Origin of the sequence: Pseudomonas abietaniphila, from assembly GCF_039697315.1 — a bacterium.
GTDB lineage: Bacteria > Pseudomonadota > Gammaproteobacteria > Pseudomonadales > Pseudomonadaceae > Aquipseudomonas > Aquipseudomonas abietaniphila_B.
Genome location: NZ_CP155619.1, coordinates 6,462,349 through 6,479,222, shown reverse-complemented (window position 1 = coordinate 6,479,222; position 16,874 = coordinate 6,462,349). Strand labels below are relative to the sequence as shown.

Genomic DNA, 16,874 nt, shown 5'->3' with positions numbered 1-16,874 from the left:
CTGGCGGGGTTGATCCAGTACTCGCCACCCCACGACGGCCTTCCAGGTTTCATCTGCTCCCTCCATGTCGCGCCTTGGATTTTAGAGTCGCACGTTGACTCTCCCATACTTGATCGCCAGGCTCGCATTGCAGGACGAACTTGAGACATCTGACGGATAGTATTTGGTCAGTATGGGGCGCTTCCGACACAACCCTCGCTACGAGATCTGTTCTACTAGCGAACGGTGGTCATATGTGCTCCGATGACCCCGGCGGCACGCTACACTCAGTAGCTAAAAACGGGAGGAACCTTGTATGTCGATGCTAAGGAATGCAGTGGAATCCATCCAGGTTGGGATGGAGGATTTCCATGAGGAGGATGATCGCAGAGTGCTTTCCGCAATTCGCAATCTGTACGCGGGAATCCTGCTGCTATTCAAATACAAGCTACAGCAGCTAAGCCCTGAAAATTCAGATGAAGCACTTTTGAAGACCAAGGTTATCCCAGTGACCGACCCTACAACCGGAGCAGTTATTTGGATCGGCAAGGGTAAAAAAACTGTAGAAGTACAAGACATCATTGAGCGTCTGAATGCCTTGGGCATTACTGGAGTGGACTGGAAGCTCCTCAAGGCGCTGCAAGATATTCGCAACGATATTGAGCATTACTATAGCCAGTTGCCTGTCGAGCGCATGAAGGAAGCGGTTGCGAACGCGTTGCACCTTATCACGCAGTTCTGTGAGCCACACTTGGATGAGCGGCCAGTGGATATTCTGGGCCAGGAATGCTGGGATCTCATGCTGAGTGTCACGGCGGTTTTTGAAGCTGAGCTGAGAGCTTGCCAGGAAAACCTCAACTCCGTCAGTTGGCCTTTTGGTGCCGTAACCGAATCTATTGATTCTATGGTTTGCCCGGAATGTGAGTCTCGGTTGGTGAAAGTGACTGATCCAACAGCTACGCGTGGCGCTATCACGTTTATTTGTAGCAGTTGCCAGGAGGAGGCTTTATACGCAGCGGTCGTTGGGCCGGCTGTTTCTGCTCGTATGGCGGGTAGAAATCACTGGCGCGTTAAGGATGGCGACGAACCAGTTACGTGTACCTGCCCCGAATGTGGAGAGGATGCGTTATTGGTAGACGAGGGTGAGTGTGCGGCATGCTTCAGCGAGTTGGAATACTCTAGTTGCGAAGACTGTGGGGAGCCACTCTCCATCGAGGAACGGTTGTACTCCGAGGGTAAATGCAGTTACTGCCAACATCGCTACGACAAAATGATGGCTGAGTAACGTTTATCCCTCTTGCTAATCGCGTTTTGGCTGCTGGCGATGAACATGTAGCCGGACGACTAAAAAAACATTTTGCGATCAATCATCGCCTGATGGCAGTTTCCAGATGACGGATATGAATTTGTACGAGCAAGCGCTAGAACATATGGAACGCACAGTTAATGTATTTTCAATGCGCGTCCCTGCACCAAGACGTGTTCAGTACAAGGATTCGTTCGTTTATCGGTATGTAGAGAAGACGGTACATCAAGCTCTGGTGCAGAAGCTCGCTCGTATGGTGAGCGGTCTCCATGCCGCAAGGCTGCTCTTGGACGCAGGATTTGTTCAAGAGCAGGCCGCCCTACAACGAATTCTTGATGAGATCACCGAAGATATTTCATTCCTATCTTTCTCGGTAATACTTGGAGAGTCGACTCCTTCACATACGAGATATCTGGAGGATTTCTTTCAAGAAGAGTTTGATCCCAATGACGTTGCTGTTTCGTCCAAAGATCGGGCAATGGTTCCGAGGAAAAAGATTCGCGCGTATTTGGATCGATGTGTAAACGGCCCAAAAGGCTCAAGCAAGAACCTGGACGCATCCAGAACTGTCAGTAAGGCATATTCTGGTTACGTCCATGCCGCGTCACCGCAAATTATGGATATGTACGGGGGGGCTCCACCAAGGTTCCAAATGCGGGGCATGCATGGAACCTTGAGGCAAGCCGAGCATCGCGCTGATCTTTGGAACTATTTCTATCGTGGCATCATGGCTTGTTGCTTCACAGCAAAGGCCTTTGGTGATGAAGAATTATTTGTTTCAATCCGCAATTTCGAGGCCGGATTTTTGCGGGCAACAAGTTCCGACTACCAGTCTAATGAGTGGCCATGAGAGCTGCATGCCTATCAAGCCATTGCGGTTAACTCTCCTGCGTTGGATCGGCCTTGGTATGTCGCTCGCGCCATTTCCGCTCTTCCTCTTTTAGATCGATTCCGTCGACGCTCAAAAAAAACTCATACTGGCTATATCGTCTGATTCGGATGAGTTCTGGGGCGTGACGACAAGGTAAGCTGAGATCCAGCTTTTCACCGCCAAATGCCTCTACTGCCACAGATAGGAGTTCGCCTAGGTGACTCCACGCCTCAAACGCAATGTCGAGAAGGTCTCGGTTCGGAAATTGTGGAATCATCCATGTGCGCCAAAGAGCCGGGGCGGAATCGCAATCGGGGCCTAGTCCGCGTAAGACTTTATTTGTTTTACACAAGGCTTTATAACGCTCGTAAGCTGCATCCGAAGTTTCCCAAGGATGTACCTGAAACGGAAAGACGATCTTGATTTTGGCCCCTTCCGTTGTACCAATCCGGCCATGGCTATTTAGGTTCAGCGCTCCATGGTGGACGATAAAATCCCGCTGCTTACCCAGTCTGTATATAAAGTCGTTTTTTGAAAAAATATCGAATTGCGGTTTGATTTTTGCCTTCACCTCACGGTGTTTCTGCAGGTCATTACTCAATGCGTCAGGCACTTCCTTCACCGCGCGCAAAAAAGAGTTGCACGAATAACGAAATGGCTCCGGCTCGTGATAGTGAGCTTCCATCTGATGTAAATGCCAGTGACATTCATTCCATCGGTCGAGAGAAAGCTCTAGATATCTATGCGGGCAATTTTCCATTGTCGATATCTCCTCTTACCGGTAGGTACGTCCATTTGACTGTGTCGGTTTTTACTCAGGCGTCATGAGCACAGCAAGCGTCATATTAATGAACTCTTCGTTCTTGCTGATTGTGTCCAAAGCGCCGCGCACGTTGCCAGCGACCTCCGCTGAACCTCGCTGCTCGACCCACAGCGTCAGCTCCATGATGGCGGCCTCAAGGGCGAGTTGGTTCTGATTGATTTTGAAGAGTAGGGAAGGGAATAAGTCTGCGTTCGACATCGTGATTCCTCCGTGGAAGAGGTCAGCGTAGCAGGCAGGTGTAATTCCCGTTCAAGCTGCCTAGCGTCTACGGTCACCGCATCCATGATAGAACCAGTTCTCCGAGCAGCTCCGCATAAGGGCGAGTGGGATGCCGTATCGGCTCAGTAGGTACTACGCGATGCGTGCGCTGCCAGTTGCCTCGGATGTTCAGCATTCAATGTCGAGCAAACTACTTCTGCCGCTTGCCAGCTGACCTGCTCTCTACAAGATCAACGATCTCTGTATCGCTTGCTGCCATCGTCCAGTGTGGTGGTTTCAATCACTCTGAATCTTGCTTGCATGGTTGCTTTCCGTGCATGAGATTGGTGCCCTACAAGTACCGGCAAAAGGAGACGATTTCAAGAACAGGACTTGCTTCAGCTGAGACAATTTATGACAGTTCAATGCGCTTCTCTTCGCAGGAAGGACGGCTTTGTAGTAGATGGCGTGCTGAGGCATTTCTCTTAAAGTCGCTGCTTCGGGCCAGCGGGCCCGGCTCAGCCATAGGTTTTTCAGATGGAGTTGAAAGTGCTGTCATCGATAAAGGAATACCAACCAGGGGCCCAGATCTCACAAAGCATTTGGATGACCCTCGGGCTGCCGTCACGCGGTACCAGGCTTCATGACCTGATTCGCGAAGGACTGCCTTTTGAATTCCTCGACCGGATAGCTAGCCTATTGCAGGTGCAGCGAGGGGGTGTCACAAAGACTATGTGGGTGTCGCCCACAATGTTGTCGCGTAGAGCGAAAGCAGGGCGGTTTAACACTGTAGAAAGCGACCGTTTGGTTGCATTGGTAGCAGTCTTTGAGAATGCCCTTTACCTGTTCGAAAACGATTTCGCCGCTGCAGCGAGATGGATGAGGTCAAGGTCGAACAAGGGTTGGCTCATTGGATCAACTTAGCACGGCGGGCCAGAGTGACCGTAAAGCTTGCCGGTCACGGACAGTTGGCGTCCACCAGGAGGTATGTCTGTCATTTGCTTGGCTGCTTGTGACGAGCGTACATCACTGCCGTGCCACCCGATGTGCCTCTGGCTTGCAGCTCAAACGACTGCGGGTAGCCTTTGATGAGGTCGCTCAGTTTTTTGTAGCCATGAGTGCGTGGGTCAAAATCCGGACGTAGTTTCGTAATGTTCGCGCCCAGCGCGCCTAAATGTGCCCAGCCATCCTCGTCAGCAATGTCGTCCATGATCTTGGCGATAAAGCCCACCGGTGCTTTAGGCTTTTTAGAAGGCTCAGCAACTGCTGGTTTGGCCACATCAGGGGGCGCAACAGAAGCCGTACTAGGCTCACCATTGGTAGGTGAAACGACATCCTCACGGAGTAACTCGATGTAAATGAATTTGTCGCATGCGGCCACGAACGGCTTGGGTGTTTTCTCTTCGCCGAACCCATAAACGGTCAAACCCTCTTCACGTAATCGAGAAGCTAATCGAGTGAAATCGCTGTCGCTCGATACTAGGCAAAATCCGTCAAAGCGGCGGGTGTATAGCAAGTCCATGGCATCGATGATAAGCGAACTGTCGGTGGCATTTTTGCCTTTGGTGTAGGCGAATTGCTGGATGGGGTGAATCGAGTGATCGAGCAGGACTTTCTTCCAGCCGCCGAGATGGGGGTCAGTCCAGTCGCCGTAGATGCGCTTGACGCTGGCGACGCCGTACTTAGCAATTTCTTCAAACAGGCCTTCGACGATTGCTGCTGGGGCATTGTCGGCGTCGATCAACACTGCGAGGCGCTTCTGAGCGTTATTGGAGGTATGCGTGGCCATGGTTCATCCTTGAATGAAAGCGTCACCATACCTGTAAACGAGAGACTTATCTTGGCTTCGGTCGCTCGTAATCCCACCCACTAAGCGCCCGGATCAGCGCCGAAGCGCATCCAGATTTAATGTGTTCCAACTCGTCCCTCGGGTGACCTGTAATCCTCGCAGTAATCCAAGCTGTCGCAAGTCATTGAAAAGCGTAAGCATCCAGCCGTTGATTTCAACTGGCATGAGGCCGCTATAGATTTCATTACAGGACTGATCGCAGACGCTCGTCATTCGTGGATCAAGCACGACGTCCTTCCCCGCTCTATGACACCCGGCTGGTCGAGTTCCTACCACCAAAAGCAGTTTTGCGGGGCCTTACTCCGGCGCCATCAATACGGCGAGCGTCATGTTGATGAAATCTTCATTTTTTCTGATCGTGTCCAACGCGCCGCGCACATTGCCTCCAACCTCACCCGAACCACGCTGCTCGACCCAGAGTGTCAATTCCATGATGGCAGCCTCAAGGGCTTGCTGGTTTTCGTTGATCTTGAATAACAGGGAAGGGAGCAGATCTGAGTTTGGCATCGCGATTCCTCCGTGGAAAAAGGACAGCGTAGCAGTAGGAGAATTTGGTGAGATCTTGTCGCTCGGGTATGGATGGTCGCACAGAGTCAGAGCGCGTTAAGCAGACGCTCAAGCTGCTCACGCTCCCATCCACTCAATAGGTCGACTGGATTAGTGCCATAGCGCTGCCAGGTTTCAAGAGACCCGACACGACGGTCAGGGGACATGCAGTACTCGCAGTAATCCAAAGTATCGCAGTCATTGAAAAGCGTGAGGTGCCAGCCGTCGATCTCAACAGTCATGAGACCGTTGTAAATCTCATTCCAAGTCTGCTGAGAGGCCCGATGCATGGTGCGTGTGCCCAGCGCGACGTCCTTCAGTACCTGGTAGACCTCGCGGGCGGTGAGAGGGGAGGTTGTGTTCAAATCATTCTGCGCTTGAGTCATTGCTCGCCAACGCTAAGTTGCGGTGTGGAGTGGAGTCAATGAAGAGGTCGCTCCTTTGGGCCAAAAGAGGCCGGGCCTGGAAGATCGATCATTGCAGGCCCATAGTCTGCTTTCTGAACGCGCCAAGGTTCGCCACCCAGTTACGCGAGATCATGTGAAGCTTATTGGCAAGGTCACGGCAGCACTCTGGTGTGAAGAATGGCGGCAAATCATCTTGGGCACGGACATACTCAAGAATGTTGCCGTGGCACAGGGTGTGCCGAACCCTGACGAGTTCAACGTTCTGGCGGGTAGGGAGATTGGCTTCGAAATCTTGCTCACCTGGAAATGCTAAGGCGTCGATTGACATGCCATTGGCCCTAGCTTGGCGCAGCAGTGAGTTACTGAGCAGTGAGATATCGTCAACGTTGTCGATTCGGGCAGGGGTCTTCACTTGAGCCATCGTATTGCGAAGCGAGCCCTCGATACCGGTCAGAAATCCAGTACAGGCTGGCAGGTAAAGTTCCTGCTTCAGGGCGTCATACGCCTGGATGAAAAGCCAATGACTTTCTGCGCCCAAAGATTGCTGAAGCCAGTAGCTGCGTTCGTCGAAGTCCGCTCGCTGATTTCGCAGAAAGTCCTCAAGCTGTTGCTCGTCACCTGAAAGCTCATGGTGGTCGTTCACAATGGTTACCTTGTTTCTGCAGACTAAGAGGGCGGGGCCTTGGCCCCGCAAAAGAGCTAGAAATCTACACCATGCCCTCGTGACAGGACGTCATAGAGTGTTCGCCTTGGCAATCCATTGCATTACCTCGTCGACGCCTGCACGATTAGCCTGCGCACGCAGGGTCTTGCCAATCTTAAATGGCGCGTCCGTTCTACAGCGTTCTGCAAACCGGACGAAATTTTTATCGGCAGATATGATGATGTCCGCATCAACCAGGTGTGTCGCCAGTCGAGTGTCGCCAGGCGTGCCGGTAGTGACCTTGTGCCATGCTTGAAGAAACTCAAACGACCCACGCAGCCATTGCCGCGGAACCGCTGCTGGGTCTAATTCATGAAACCATAGCCGATTCATCGATTCCGGCGATGAAAGCATGGCGGGCACGTCGATTTCGCTGTCGAGCCATTCTCTGACAGCACTCTCGTACACCTGCAGTTCGGACTTGAACATGTGCAGACTGGGCACCCGCCAGTAGTGCACGGGCTTGCCAGTCCAGCCTAGCGTGCCGGCTTCTGGGATGTGTCCGACATACTGTAGATGTGTCTCACCGCCAGGCTTGATTTTCTGCATACGCTCCCTGATGGCGAATGACTGCTCGACAGCCAGGCGCTCCTCTTGCTCCCGTCGAACGCTTTCATTCGTTGGTGGAGTTTCTACTCCCCGGCGCGCACGATCCCAATAGCCACCGGTACGTCGTACCCAGTCGTACCTGACCCGGTTGAACTCCCTCATGTTCGGCTCAGCTATGACCCATTCTGGCCGTAGCTTGATTATCTCTGCCTTGAGCTCAGCGCATTCGCTGAACACCTCAGGCATCAGTCGCTTCCAGTCCTTTTTTGTCAGTAGCTGGATTACCTTTCGCCGGGCTTCCGGCACCGGCAGCTGCTGTACCTCATCAACCACAGCAGGGGAAACGACAATCTCAACCCCTGCTGCCCTGGCGTGGGCGGCAAGCTCGTCGCCAGCATCCTCATTCGCGATGTAGCTCCAGATGTTTGTATCCAAAAAAAATCGCATCAACGCTGTCTCAATTCTGAAAAGTAGTAGTAAGCGTACTACGCTCTAAGGGACGGCAAATGTTGGATCACCCTAGGTCAAACATCCACTGAAATCCTTCGACTGCGTCTACCTTTCCGAAAGCAGGTTTGCGTGGACTATGCGTCTGCAACCCGTCGTCGGCTGGCCCGGAAGGTGCGAGCGCTGTGGTAGGCGAGAGGCCTCAGTTTTGTGTCGGCTTATTATATGGGTATATAAAAACGACCATTATGACAATATTGAATCAACATAATCAAGAGAAGCTAAGTAGTTGTGTGTTACTGGAGTGTAGTAAAATACATGATTGTCTCGAGTTACCGCGACCAAAAGATTATCTGCAGTGAATTTTAATCCGGTCAGTTCTGTTTCGCGTCCCCCACCAACATCGATGCACTGAAAATTATCCCAGTTTCTTGTGTCAATCAAATATATGAGGCCTTCAGTGCTCCCAATAGCGAGTACAGGCAAATTATTAGCAAATGAGCTGTACATAAGGTCATTCGATTGTAGGTCTTCTGATATGTCAGAAATTATATCGTCGTCTAGGACTTTTGGGGAAAACAAAAACTGTCGGATCATCTCATCTTCACCGACTCGGTTTAATATAGAAGATCTGCGAGAGGAAGGCTTTCTGACGGTTTTCCCAAGGTTAATTGCAAGCCCTGTGATTAGGGTGTTTCTATAAGATAGATACACATCGCCCGATGATAGCGTGAGAAGAACTAAATTGTTGTGGAATTTAGAGATGGAATATATATAGCCTCTGATTTGAAGTTCGACAACTACGTACTCAACATTGGGTTTTTCTAATTTTATGATGGTCAGGCAATTGCCGCTGCCGCCTAGCCAAATTTCCTTGTCTGTGACAAACTCTGCGCAATAAAATGTATGTTTTAAGTTTTTCTTTGAAGAAATGCAGGATGCACTATCGTTGTTTAGTTGAAAAACACTGAAAGATCGGTCGCCAAATACTACGACGTATTGACCGTCACTACTGATAGTCAGGCCGGTTAGCTTAGTTCTCCCAAGATCAAAACCAACTTTCAAGCTGGAAACTATTAGATGATTTTTATTGCTAAGAAAAACTATAATTCCATTATTGCTCATGGCAGCTGCCTTGACACCACCTGCAAGGCTGCCAAAGCTGCTATGTCCGGCGGCATTTAACTTAAATATAGTTGAGTTATTTCCCAACAGCAGCAGTGCACCTTGGTCACGCCCTCCACATAGTGCAAAATCACTTCCTCCTGCTGGAGAAACAAAGCTATGTATGAATGTAAAGCTTGGCAAATCTGAGATCTTAACCTTTGCTTCTAGACTCGAGTAGAACCAGGGGCGCTGCCCTAATTTTGACCCGCTTATAACCCTATGCCCGACCTCTTTGAATAGCTCTTCCGCTGTTAAATTATGGCTGGGCATTAGTTCTGCAAGAATCTCTGTGTAAAGACTGTTTTTGTTGTTGCCATCCGATGCTTTCATTCCGTAACTGGTAGAGTAGGCTACTAATAGATCTCGCTGTGTAGCCTCAGTAGAAGCTCTTTGCTCATGAATGCTCTCAATGAATGGTCGTACATCGAAATTGTTTAGGTCTACTGAATTTCGACAAGCATCAAGCACAACTATGCGCGTCGCATTATAAGGCTGAGTTTTTTGAAGCAGCTCTTCTACCGAGTAACCAAAATACTGGATTGCGCCCGGTGACGATGTGTCAATATCAATGGGGAAGATATATCCATAGCCCAAATGCTCAATGGCATGACCGGCGAAAAAGAAAAACAATAAATCCCCTTTATTTATCTTTTGATCCAGTGATGACACTGCGTCGCAGATTTGTGACCGAGTAGCATCGATGATCAGTTGCGAATCGAACCCACGCGCTTCTAAAATAGAGTGAATAGTTTGAGCGTCGTTTGCCGCATTATTAAGAGGGTCAACGGCATATTTATTATTTCCAATCACCAGCCCATAACGTTTCATAAGAAATCTCGTGCTTCACAGGTGTTGTTTTTGGCTTTTATGACCTTAACGGCACATTGCGTTGGCGCTCGCCGACAAAAGTAATCGCCCCCTTCATAGATAACCCAGGGCAAATTTCCTGCCCCGGAATCCAACGCGGCTCACAAGTCGAACTTGGTAGTGAGCAAATGCCTTGGCAGCGCATCAGTGCGTGCAGCCTAATCACAATGCTGTAGCACTTAGCTCGTCGATTATCACCGCTGACTTCGGGCACTGGCACAATTGGCAGCATGGGTTCCTCGCCCAATCTCGACCGAATGACACCAGAACAGCTGCGCGCTCTGGCCGAACAGGCCTTGCAGTTGCTTTCAAAAATCGACTCGATGGGCCAGAAAACCCGCCGCTTTGAGACGTTCAACGAGCAACACGTACGGGTGTCTTAGAGCGTTTACGCTTTGAGCGGCCACTCCTCTGGTACCAAAGCCGGAGGTTTAGACCATGGATCCTCTACCAGTGCATCCTGGAACCACTGATCTCGGAGGTTCGCGTGCTCGGTGATGATAATTTGAAACCCAGGAACCTCATCCTGGGTAAATTTTAGAAGTAGCTCAAACAATTTTCGCACGGACACCATGTCAGCATCTGCCTCGGTCATCTGTACCGAGCCATCGGCCTCCTGATAAACCTTTTCGGAGGGAAAGTAGACCTGCGTTGGCTGATCGATCATCAGGAACCGTGGAAGAGGGCGATTGCTCTTGGCCGCGAACCAGTGAAGTGCGAGCAGCGCACTGAGATGGTAAGCAAGATGGTTTTCACCGCCCCCCGTCCTGGCCATCGGCACCGGGCGTTCTGTTTTGTCGAACACCACTGTCAGTTGCTTCAGATCGAAGCGTGCAGGGTAATCACTAAACTCCGCCCCAAAGCGTGTGATGTATCGCGACATCTGCGCGGATATATTATTCAAGATCGATGTTAGGCGATCATCACTGTCATCCGACCCAATCGCACTCTCTAGATCCTTGACACGCCGCTCGCGACGCTGGTGCTCAGCGCGGAGATTGCTCAAGTCAGCATCAGGGATCAATTGTTCCAAAAACCAGCTGATTCTGCCGACAACAACAGCGGCAGCGGTGGTACGAGCTTCTGCTGAAGCGAGCGCGACATTTGCGGCGATTGCAGCACTCAACTCGGCATCTTTCTCGGCGATCTGATCGGAGATTTTTTGATGACTTTCCTCCTCCGTAGTCAAGTAGGCCTGCAACTTCGGCCGCTGTCCGGCTACGACAGTCATTTCCTCTTCTAGCGAGGCTAGTTCCTGCAGGAGAGATGCGGCAATCGGGGTATCCATTGCCAGGTTACTTTCACAGAACGGCCACTGCCACTCGCCAGTAGCGACGTTTTTGGGAAGCGATTTGATTGAGGCCAAGCGATCGATATGTTGGCTAGCTTCATTCGAAAAGCCGCCAGCTCTTTTCTCAAACTGCTTACCAGCATCGATCCGGCTCTTTATCTCCCGACGCGTCTTACGCAGATTAGCGAGCTCAGCCTCTAATTTTGTCACCCTGTCGCCGTCGTCAACCACCCGCTTTAGAGGTATCCATTGAGCAGCCTCGCGCAGGGCCATAATCAATCCATTCTCACCGCTAGGCGTAGCATTGGTACTGATGATGCCAACAGCCTTGGCCTCTGAGTACAGCGAGATGGCTTTGAGTTGAAAGGTGTCCAGGGTCTGCTGTGCTTCCGAGAGCAGTTTCGCCTGAAGCCTCAGGTCTCGCTTTGCAATTCGTAGCTTTGCTTCGTGCTCAAACCGTTCATTTGTCGACACGCCTAGCAAAATTGGAAGGGTGTCTCGAATGGCCTGTGGCTGAAACTGCTCGTTCTGTCGGTAAAACAGCTGGTCTTTGTTTGCGACCAAACCCTGCTTTTGGAACATGTAGTAGTACGTATGCTTGATATTCGCGTCAAAGCTTACACGGCTATGCTCAGCGTCGACGTCGGTACGGTTTTCCGGAATCCCGATTAAACGTGAGAGCAGGGACGTGACGGTATCGTCATCAGCGTTAACTGCTAGCTCGCCGAAGGGCAGCGCAACTACCTGGTCACCATATCTCACCATCGCGGTGCTACAGCTCACACCTCCCGTCGGGGGGGTGGGCTTTGCAATCATCACCTGGACACCAGGCAGCTGGTAGATCACTGCAAACCAAGACACCTTGTCACGAATGATCCCTTCCGGGACGTTGAACGTGGATCGCCCCATGCAATATTCGATGATGTCCGAAAGTGCGGATTTACCGGTTGAGGATCTCCCCGTAATGACGTTCAGTCCGTCGACCTTGAATTTGAGATCTCGACGCTGACCGTCGTGGCTATACACATGGATGGAGCTGATCTTCATGGTCTGATTCCGAATGCTGTATATATCGTCGCTCTGTCGCCAATGCGTGCAAATTCGCGGCCCAGAAGGCGGGCCACTCGCTGGCAACTAATCGACTCCTCAGTTCCAGTGATCGCTTTTTTGGTCGTTTTGGGCGTTCCGATTAGTCGACCTTCTGGGGTGACCTGAAAGCAGCCCATTTGCATGGCCAGCCCGAATGCTTCAAAGGTAAACGGAAGCATCTCGGTTACCCGCTCAGCTAACGCAATGAGAAGCTGGGGATTATCCTCTATGGTCTTGAGTAAGTAGCTTCGACTACTAGGGGCGAGGACGTCCCGGCTGCCCTTGTAAAGTGACAACGGTAGTATCAATAGGGATAACGAGAAGGGAATACCCCTTGCGTCTTCGAGCTCAAAAGCCTCAAGCGAGCGCATCATTAGCAGAGCGCAAAAGGCTGGATTGAAGAGGTTCTTCGTTTCAAATGGCCTCAAGTCCCAACGCTTCATGGGTTAACTCCCACGACTCGCTGAACTCCGGCGAGGAAAGACGGATGCCAATAGACCCTAGGGGTAGGGCGGTGATTGGCTAAAATATGAAAGCCCCCGCGCAGGACATACGGCTCGGTAACGCGGGCTCGGATCTGCAATGAGGCCATGCTGCCGCTGCCTAGTTCGGCCCACTTGTAGAGGTTCTTGCCGGCGTCAGTAAGGACTGAGTCTGCGCTGTTCTCGCTCAATCCCTCGAAGACTACCTCGCGGTACCGCTCCCATTCGTCAACCAAGCGATCTTCGTAGAGCTCAATTTCCTGCGAAACGAGAAGATTCTCGCGTGCCCATGCAGATCGCTGCTCGAAAGCGCGATAGTAGTCCAAGATGGCATTTCGGATTCGGATTGAGCTGATGCCCAGAGCTCGGATCTGCTGAACGAACATCCTGGAATCAGACTCCACATCGACTTCTTCAGCCGGGGATACATTCCTGAATGTGATCGGCAGGTTGTCCGAGGCGTACTCTTCACAATACGAAGAAAGCTTGTCGGATATCTCATGGTTGTAGATCGGAGCGTCCTGCAGGCCTGATAGCATTCGGACGATCAGATCGTTCCACCACCCTTCAAGTCGCTCGTAAATAGCGTCCCTGATCTCGCGGCGAACGGTTCTCATTTTACTTTTGATAATCCGGGGTATATCGACGATCCTCGGGCTTTCATCAAAGATGGTGATCCTCGCGAAGAAGTCCTCTTTCTCTGAGTCGGAAAAGTCCCGCAGGGCTTCTTGGATAGGTAGCAGTAGTTGAGACTTACTGCTTTCCAACGCATTAACAGCCGTCACCCATAGCTTGGGCTCTAGGTCAGCCTGCAAGGCGTCCGGCGAGAAATGGCGCAGAAATGAGTCGGATGACACCGTGGCCGTGCTGAACAAGAAGAATCTCAGATCGGACTGGATCCTATCTTGGTCATTATACCGATGGATCCAGATGTTAACCGACTTCCAGAAGTCGACCGAAAGGTTAGTAATTCGATCCCCTATGGCCTTGTGTTTCAGTGACGCGAGGGTCTTTACACCGTTTGCGTCAATGAAGTCCAAGTCATCTTCTTTTTCGATCAGTACAGATGTGCTTTCAGGCATTTCCAGCATTTTTAATAGGGCAAATCTAGGCTGGTAAATATAGCCAAGTCCCTGCTCGCTCGCGGAAAAGCGATCCATTGAGCTACTCACAGCATACCTCCGATGTACACGCTAGCTTGATTTTTCCCTTCAATGCTCGTACGAAATGCAGTCCGATACGGTGCCTTGAGGCCCCCTTTACTGGGTAAGGAGGCTTGGCGTAGCAAACGGCATCAAGATGATATCACTGGGATCGGGGCAGGCACGACTATCAAAGTGCTTCGAAGACACTATCTCGGCGCGCCAACCGCAGCATCATCCGAGGATCATCGGACAATGTCGTCGTATAGTGGTAATCGAACAGAAAAGGTCTTGCACTAGGTGCAAGAGGCTGAACTTGCTGCTGTTGACAGCTCTTATCGGCTTACGATCAAGCATGGAGTAAGCTCGAGCACCACCCAGCTCTGCTGATGCAATGCTGTTGATGGGGACATCGCTTCTTCGGGCACCTGGGCCCGGCTAACGCAGTCAGGCAAGAATCTCTTTTACGATGGAAGCGACATTTCTCGCATCGTCTATCCCTCGGTGGTAGGTACCTTGCCAAACTAAGCCCAACGACTCTACCGTTTGCTTAAGTGATTTCGGTCGATTTTCATACATGCCTGCATGCCATTTCCTGGTATTGAAATGGGGCAAGCCTTCGAGCAGCGAAGGGCACGCAGCAAACCCTGCGTCTCGCTCAAGCTGCCTTGCGTCATAGTCCCCCCACGATGCCCAAGCAGCGTTTGGATATCGCGCAATAAACGCTCCTATCTCCTGGCCAACCTCCACATAGGTTCCTGCACTGTCGACGTCCGCTTGTAGAATGGATGTCAGCTCTTTACAGAAGCCGGTGAGGATGGGATTGATCTGAGGGCGGACGAAACGCTGAAACTCATCGACGATCTCAAGTGTTTCCAAATCGATCACCACCAGGCCAATTTCGATCGTTTCCATTTGATCCGGGAAGACGGCAAGCGGCCTTGGTGATTCCGAATCATCAACCTCATCACAGGTTGCCTCAAGGTCAACGCAATAGAGGTAGCGGTATGGCGCGAGGAGGTTTTGGATAGCTTGGAGATGAAGGAGTTTTGCTTCAATGCTCATGGCAGGGTAAACCTTACTTGGAGTTTGTTCAGGTTACACCGTGCTATCCACCCGATGCAGCATTGAGGGCTGGGGAAAAACTGTAGAGCAGTAAGCAAGGCAAAACCCGTTGAGGCTTCAAAGGCATTGTGTAGGTTTGCGGCAGACATATTCTCCACAGCCTTTGCTTTTAGTGATTGGTGGTCGTACAAATGAGCCTCCTTTTATACAGGTGAATACGTCGTGTCGGAGCATTTCCCTCGCTATCCTGCAGCCACCCCTTTGCGTGTCAATGCTTTCCGCCAAGCTGAGTTAGAACGCGCTCTATACGAGATCGAGCCGACCTATTTAGCTCTATCTGAAGCGCTGACCAGTCTCGCGAGAACTGCGTCTGAGACGGAAGCATTTGAAGAGGCGAGGATATGGTCGCTCATGGCGGATCTCTGCTCGATGATGTTGGATAACGCCAACAGAAACGAGCCATTCAGACCTTACTTGATCATGGGTGACCGGCATTCGATGGTGCCGGCGAGCATGTTGGACGAAGAACTTGAATTTTTTCGTGACGTGGTCGATCTCCTCCCCGAGGGGCTCTTAAAGGCTAGGGTTTCAGACCTACTATGGATTACGCCTGGTCTCAGGCATATTCGGCACGCCCGAGCTGCCATCGACGGTTACACGACGACGCCTCTGAACGATGATTACTGGTACCAGGAAGGTAGGGAATGTCTTCACCGAGCGCTCACTCTCGCTAGGCAGATAGGGGCCGGGGGAGGGGATCGCCTGACGTCACTGACTGAGATGGTCATGGACGCCATCAAGCTAGCTGTTAAACAGCAGCTTATGTTCTCCGTCGGCCTCGCAGAGACGGTCATGGACTTCAGGCTCGACCATACCGACACTTCTGTGATTCCCGAAATGCTGGCTGAGCTCGGGCGCTCCTTTGACGAGAGGAAAGATATATTCAGAGCTCGTACATGCTATGAGGCCGCGTCTAGGGGGTTCGCCTTGTCTGATCGAGCTCTTATGGAGGCGAAAATGACAGTAGCTGTCGCAGAGACGTGGGTATCAGAGGCTGAGCTGAGAGGTGAGCAGACGAATCCGATTGTCGCGCAGAACGCCTTGGAAAATGCTCTTCAGATCTACCGCTCTCTTCCGGGGGCGCTTCGCGCTGAGTTAGATGTTGAGAAGGTATTACCCGCCCTCCGCCAAAGAATTGCCGAAGCCGGCGCTCGGGCTGTCGAGCAAATGGCTACTGTCGTCACCCGCACTGACATAACTGACTTAGTCGCACATACCAGAGCTCTTGTCCAAGGCAAGTCTTTAGGCGATGCGGTGTACAACCTAACTATGTTGTACCCATTTTGCTCGCCGAACGACGCGCGAGTTGCCGCGCTCAAGTCATTGCGGACAGGGATAGTCAGCGCATTGACAGGCGCAGTTTTTTTTGATGAGACCGGGAGGGTCATCGCAAGGCGTCCTCCACTATCCTTCGGTGCAGAGTTGTCCGAAGCCGATGAACACACCATCCAAGCCAAGATGGTCAGCGAGCATCAGCACACTATCAAGCTAACAGTACAGGGCGGCATTGTCCCGGCGCTCGCTATCATCTCCCAAGAACATTGCGTCAAGGAGATCGATATGGTCGAAATGGCCAAGGCGTCGTCTCTTGTTCCTCCGAATCGAACTCAAATGATCGGCAAAGGGCTGTATTGGGGGTTTGCAGGTGACTTCGGCATGGCTGCCCATTTTCTTATTCCGCAGCTTGAGGCGATTATTCGCCACCGCATGAAGGAAGCCGGCCTCAACACATCAACATCCAATGCTGATGGCATCGTCACCGAAAACGGGCTGAGCACGTTGATGGATGTCGAGGGTGTTACTGAGTTGCTAGGGGAGAACGTAGCCTTTGAGATCAAAGCAGTCTTCTGCAGCCCATATGGGCCAAACCTCAGAAATACCTTCGCGCATGGATTAATGCATGACGGCCAGTTCTACTCAGAATCCATAGTCTATGCGTGGTGGTTCATGCTCAAGTACATCTCGGGGCCGTTCTGGGCGGCAATGGGTACGCCTGCGGGCGGTTAAGGCTCCCACTTCTGCAAGCGACACTA

At 51.4% G+C, this 16,874-nt stretch carries 16 protein-coding genes; 4 read left to right on the top strand and 12 right to left on the bottom strand.

Annotated elements, in window-relative coordinates; all coding sequences use genetic code 11:
* Positions 1–316 precede the first annotated feature (316 nt).
* Together ABDX87_RS28685 and ABDX87_RS28680 are read left to right on the top strand one after the other, a co-directional pair.
* Positions 317–1,264 (top strand): hypothetical protein, encoded by a 948-nt coding sequence (locus tag ABDX87_RS28685; RefSeq protein WP_346830916.1) that lies wholly within the window; start codon positions 317–319, stop codon positions 1,262–1,264.
* 106 nt (positions 1,265–1,370) lie between these two features.
* The gene (locus tag ABDX87_RS28680) at positions 1,371–2,135 is read left to right on the top strand and encodes a hypothetical protein (protein ID WP_346830915.1); all 765 of its coding nucleotides are present in this window, start codon (positions 1,371–1,373) and stop codon (positions 2,133–2,135) included.
* 28 nt (positions 2,136–2,163) lie between these two features.
* Here ABDX87_RS28680 and ABDX87_RS28675 read toward each other — a convergent pair whose 3' ends face one another.
* Both ABDX87_RS28675 and ABDX87_RS28670 read right to left on the bottom strand, forming a co-directional pair.
* Complete coding sequence (locus ABDX87_RS28675) at positions 2,164–2,916, bottom strand: hypothetical protein (protein WP_346830914.1); 753 nt, start codon at positions 2,914–2,916, stop codon at positions 2,164–2,166.
* Between the two features lie 51 nt (positions 2,917–2,967).
* Positions 2,968–3,177, bottom strand: coding sequence for a hypothetical protein (locus tag ABDX87_RS28670; protein ID WP_346830913.1), 210 nt, complete (start codon positions 3,175–3,177; stop codon positions 2,968–2,970).
* Between the two features lie 537 nt (positions 3,178–3,714).
* On the opposite strand from ABDX87_RS28670, the gene ABDX87_RS28665 reads away from it, so the two are divergent.
* Complete coding sequence (locus tag ABDX87_RS28665) at positions 3,715–4,101, top strand: antitoxin Xre-like helix-turn-helix domain-containing protein (protein ID WP_346830912.1); 387 nt, start codon at positions 3,715–3,717, stop codon at positions 4,099–4,101.
* Between the two features lie 70 nt (positions 4,102–4,171).
* On the opposite strand, the gene ABDX87_RS28660 is transcribed toward ABDX87_RS28665, so the two are convergent.
* From ABDX87_RS28660 to ABDX87_RS28615, 10 genes are all read right to left on the bottom strand, one after another.
* Positions 4,172–4,966: an NYN domain-containing protein gene (locus ABDX87_RS28660; protein WP_346830911.1), complete on the bottom strand. Its 795-nt coding sequence runs from the start codon at positions 4,964–4,966 to the stop codon at positions 4,172–4,174.
* Positions 4,967–5,323: 357 nt separating this feature from the next.
* Positions 5,324–5,533, bottom strand: coding sequence for a hypothetical protein (locus ABDX87_RS28655; RefSeq protein ID WP_346830910.1), 210 nt, complete (start codon positions 5,531–5,533; stop codon positions 5,324–5,326).
* Positions 5,534–5,619: 86 nt separating this feature from the next.
* The gene (locus tag ABDX87_RS28650; RefSeq protein WP_026331674.1) at positions 5,620–5,937 is read right to left on the bottom strand and encodes a DUF7693 family protein; all 318 of its coding nucleotides are present in this window, start codon (positions 5,935–5,937) and stop codon (positions 5,620–5,622) included.
* 109 nt (positions 5,938–6,046) lie between these two features.
* Entirely contained in the window at positions 6,047–6,622 is a 576-nt protein-coding gene (locus tag ABDX87_RS28645; RefSeq protein WP_346830909.1) for a hypothetical protein, read from the bottom strand.
* 90 nt (positions 6,623–6,712) lie between these two features.
* Positions 6,713–7,678, bottom strand: coding sequence for a type II toxin-antitoxin system VapC family toxin (locus ABDX87_RS28640; RefSeq protein WP_346830908.1), 966 nt, complete (start codon positions 7,676–7,678; stop codon positions 6,713–6,715).
* 246 nt (positions 7,679–7,924) lie between these two features.
* The gene (locus ABDX87_RS28635; protein WP_346830907.1) at positions 7,925–9,673 is read right to left on the bottom strand and encodes a caspase family protein; all 1,749 of its coding nucleotides are present in this window, start codon (positions 9,671–9,673) and stop codon (positions 7,925–7,927) included.
* A gap of 427 nt (positions 9,674–10,100) precedes the next feature.
* The gene (locus ABDX87_RS28630; RefSeq protein ID WP_346830906.1) at positions 10,101–12,050 is read right to left on the bottom strand and encodes a DUF3732 domain-containing protein; all 1,950 of its coding nucleotides are present in this window, start codon (positions 12,048–12,050) and stop codon (positions 10,101–10,103) included.
* A complete protein-coding gene (locus ABDX87_RS28625) occupies positions 12,047–12,535 on the bottom strand; it encodes a three component ABC system middle component (protein ID WP_019579113.1) in 489 nt (162 codons plus the stop codon). The genes ABDX87_RS28630 and ABDX87_RS28625 overlap by 4 nt, the downstream gene beginning before the upstream one ends.
* A complete protein-coding gene (locus tag ABDX87_RS28620; RefSeq protein ID WP_019579112.1) occupies positions 12,532–13,734 on the bottom strand; it encodes an ABC-three component system protein in 1,203 nt (400 codons plus the stop codon). The genes ABDX87_RS28625 and ABDX87_RS28620 overlap by 4 nt, the downstream gene beginning before the upstream one ends.
* A 429-nt stretch (positions 13,735–14,163) precedes the next feature.
* Positions 14,164–14,781: a 3'-5' exonuclease gene (locus tag ABDX87_RS28615; protein ID WP_346830905.1), complete on the bottom strand. Its 618-nt coding sequence runs from the start codon at positions 14,779–14,781 to the stop codon at positions 14,164–14,166.
* A 222-nt stretch (positions 14,782–15,003) separates the two neighbouring features.
* Here ABDX87_RS28615 and ABDX87_RS28610 point away from each other — a divergent pair, with 222 nt between their 5' ends.
* Positions 15,004–16,848, top strand: coding sequence for a DUF4209 domain-containing protein (locus ABDX87_RS28610; RefSeq protein WP_346830904.1), 1,845 nt, complete (start codon positions 15,004–15,006; stop codon positions 16,846–16,848).
* Positions 16,849–16,874 lie beyond the last annotated feature (26 nt).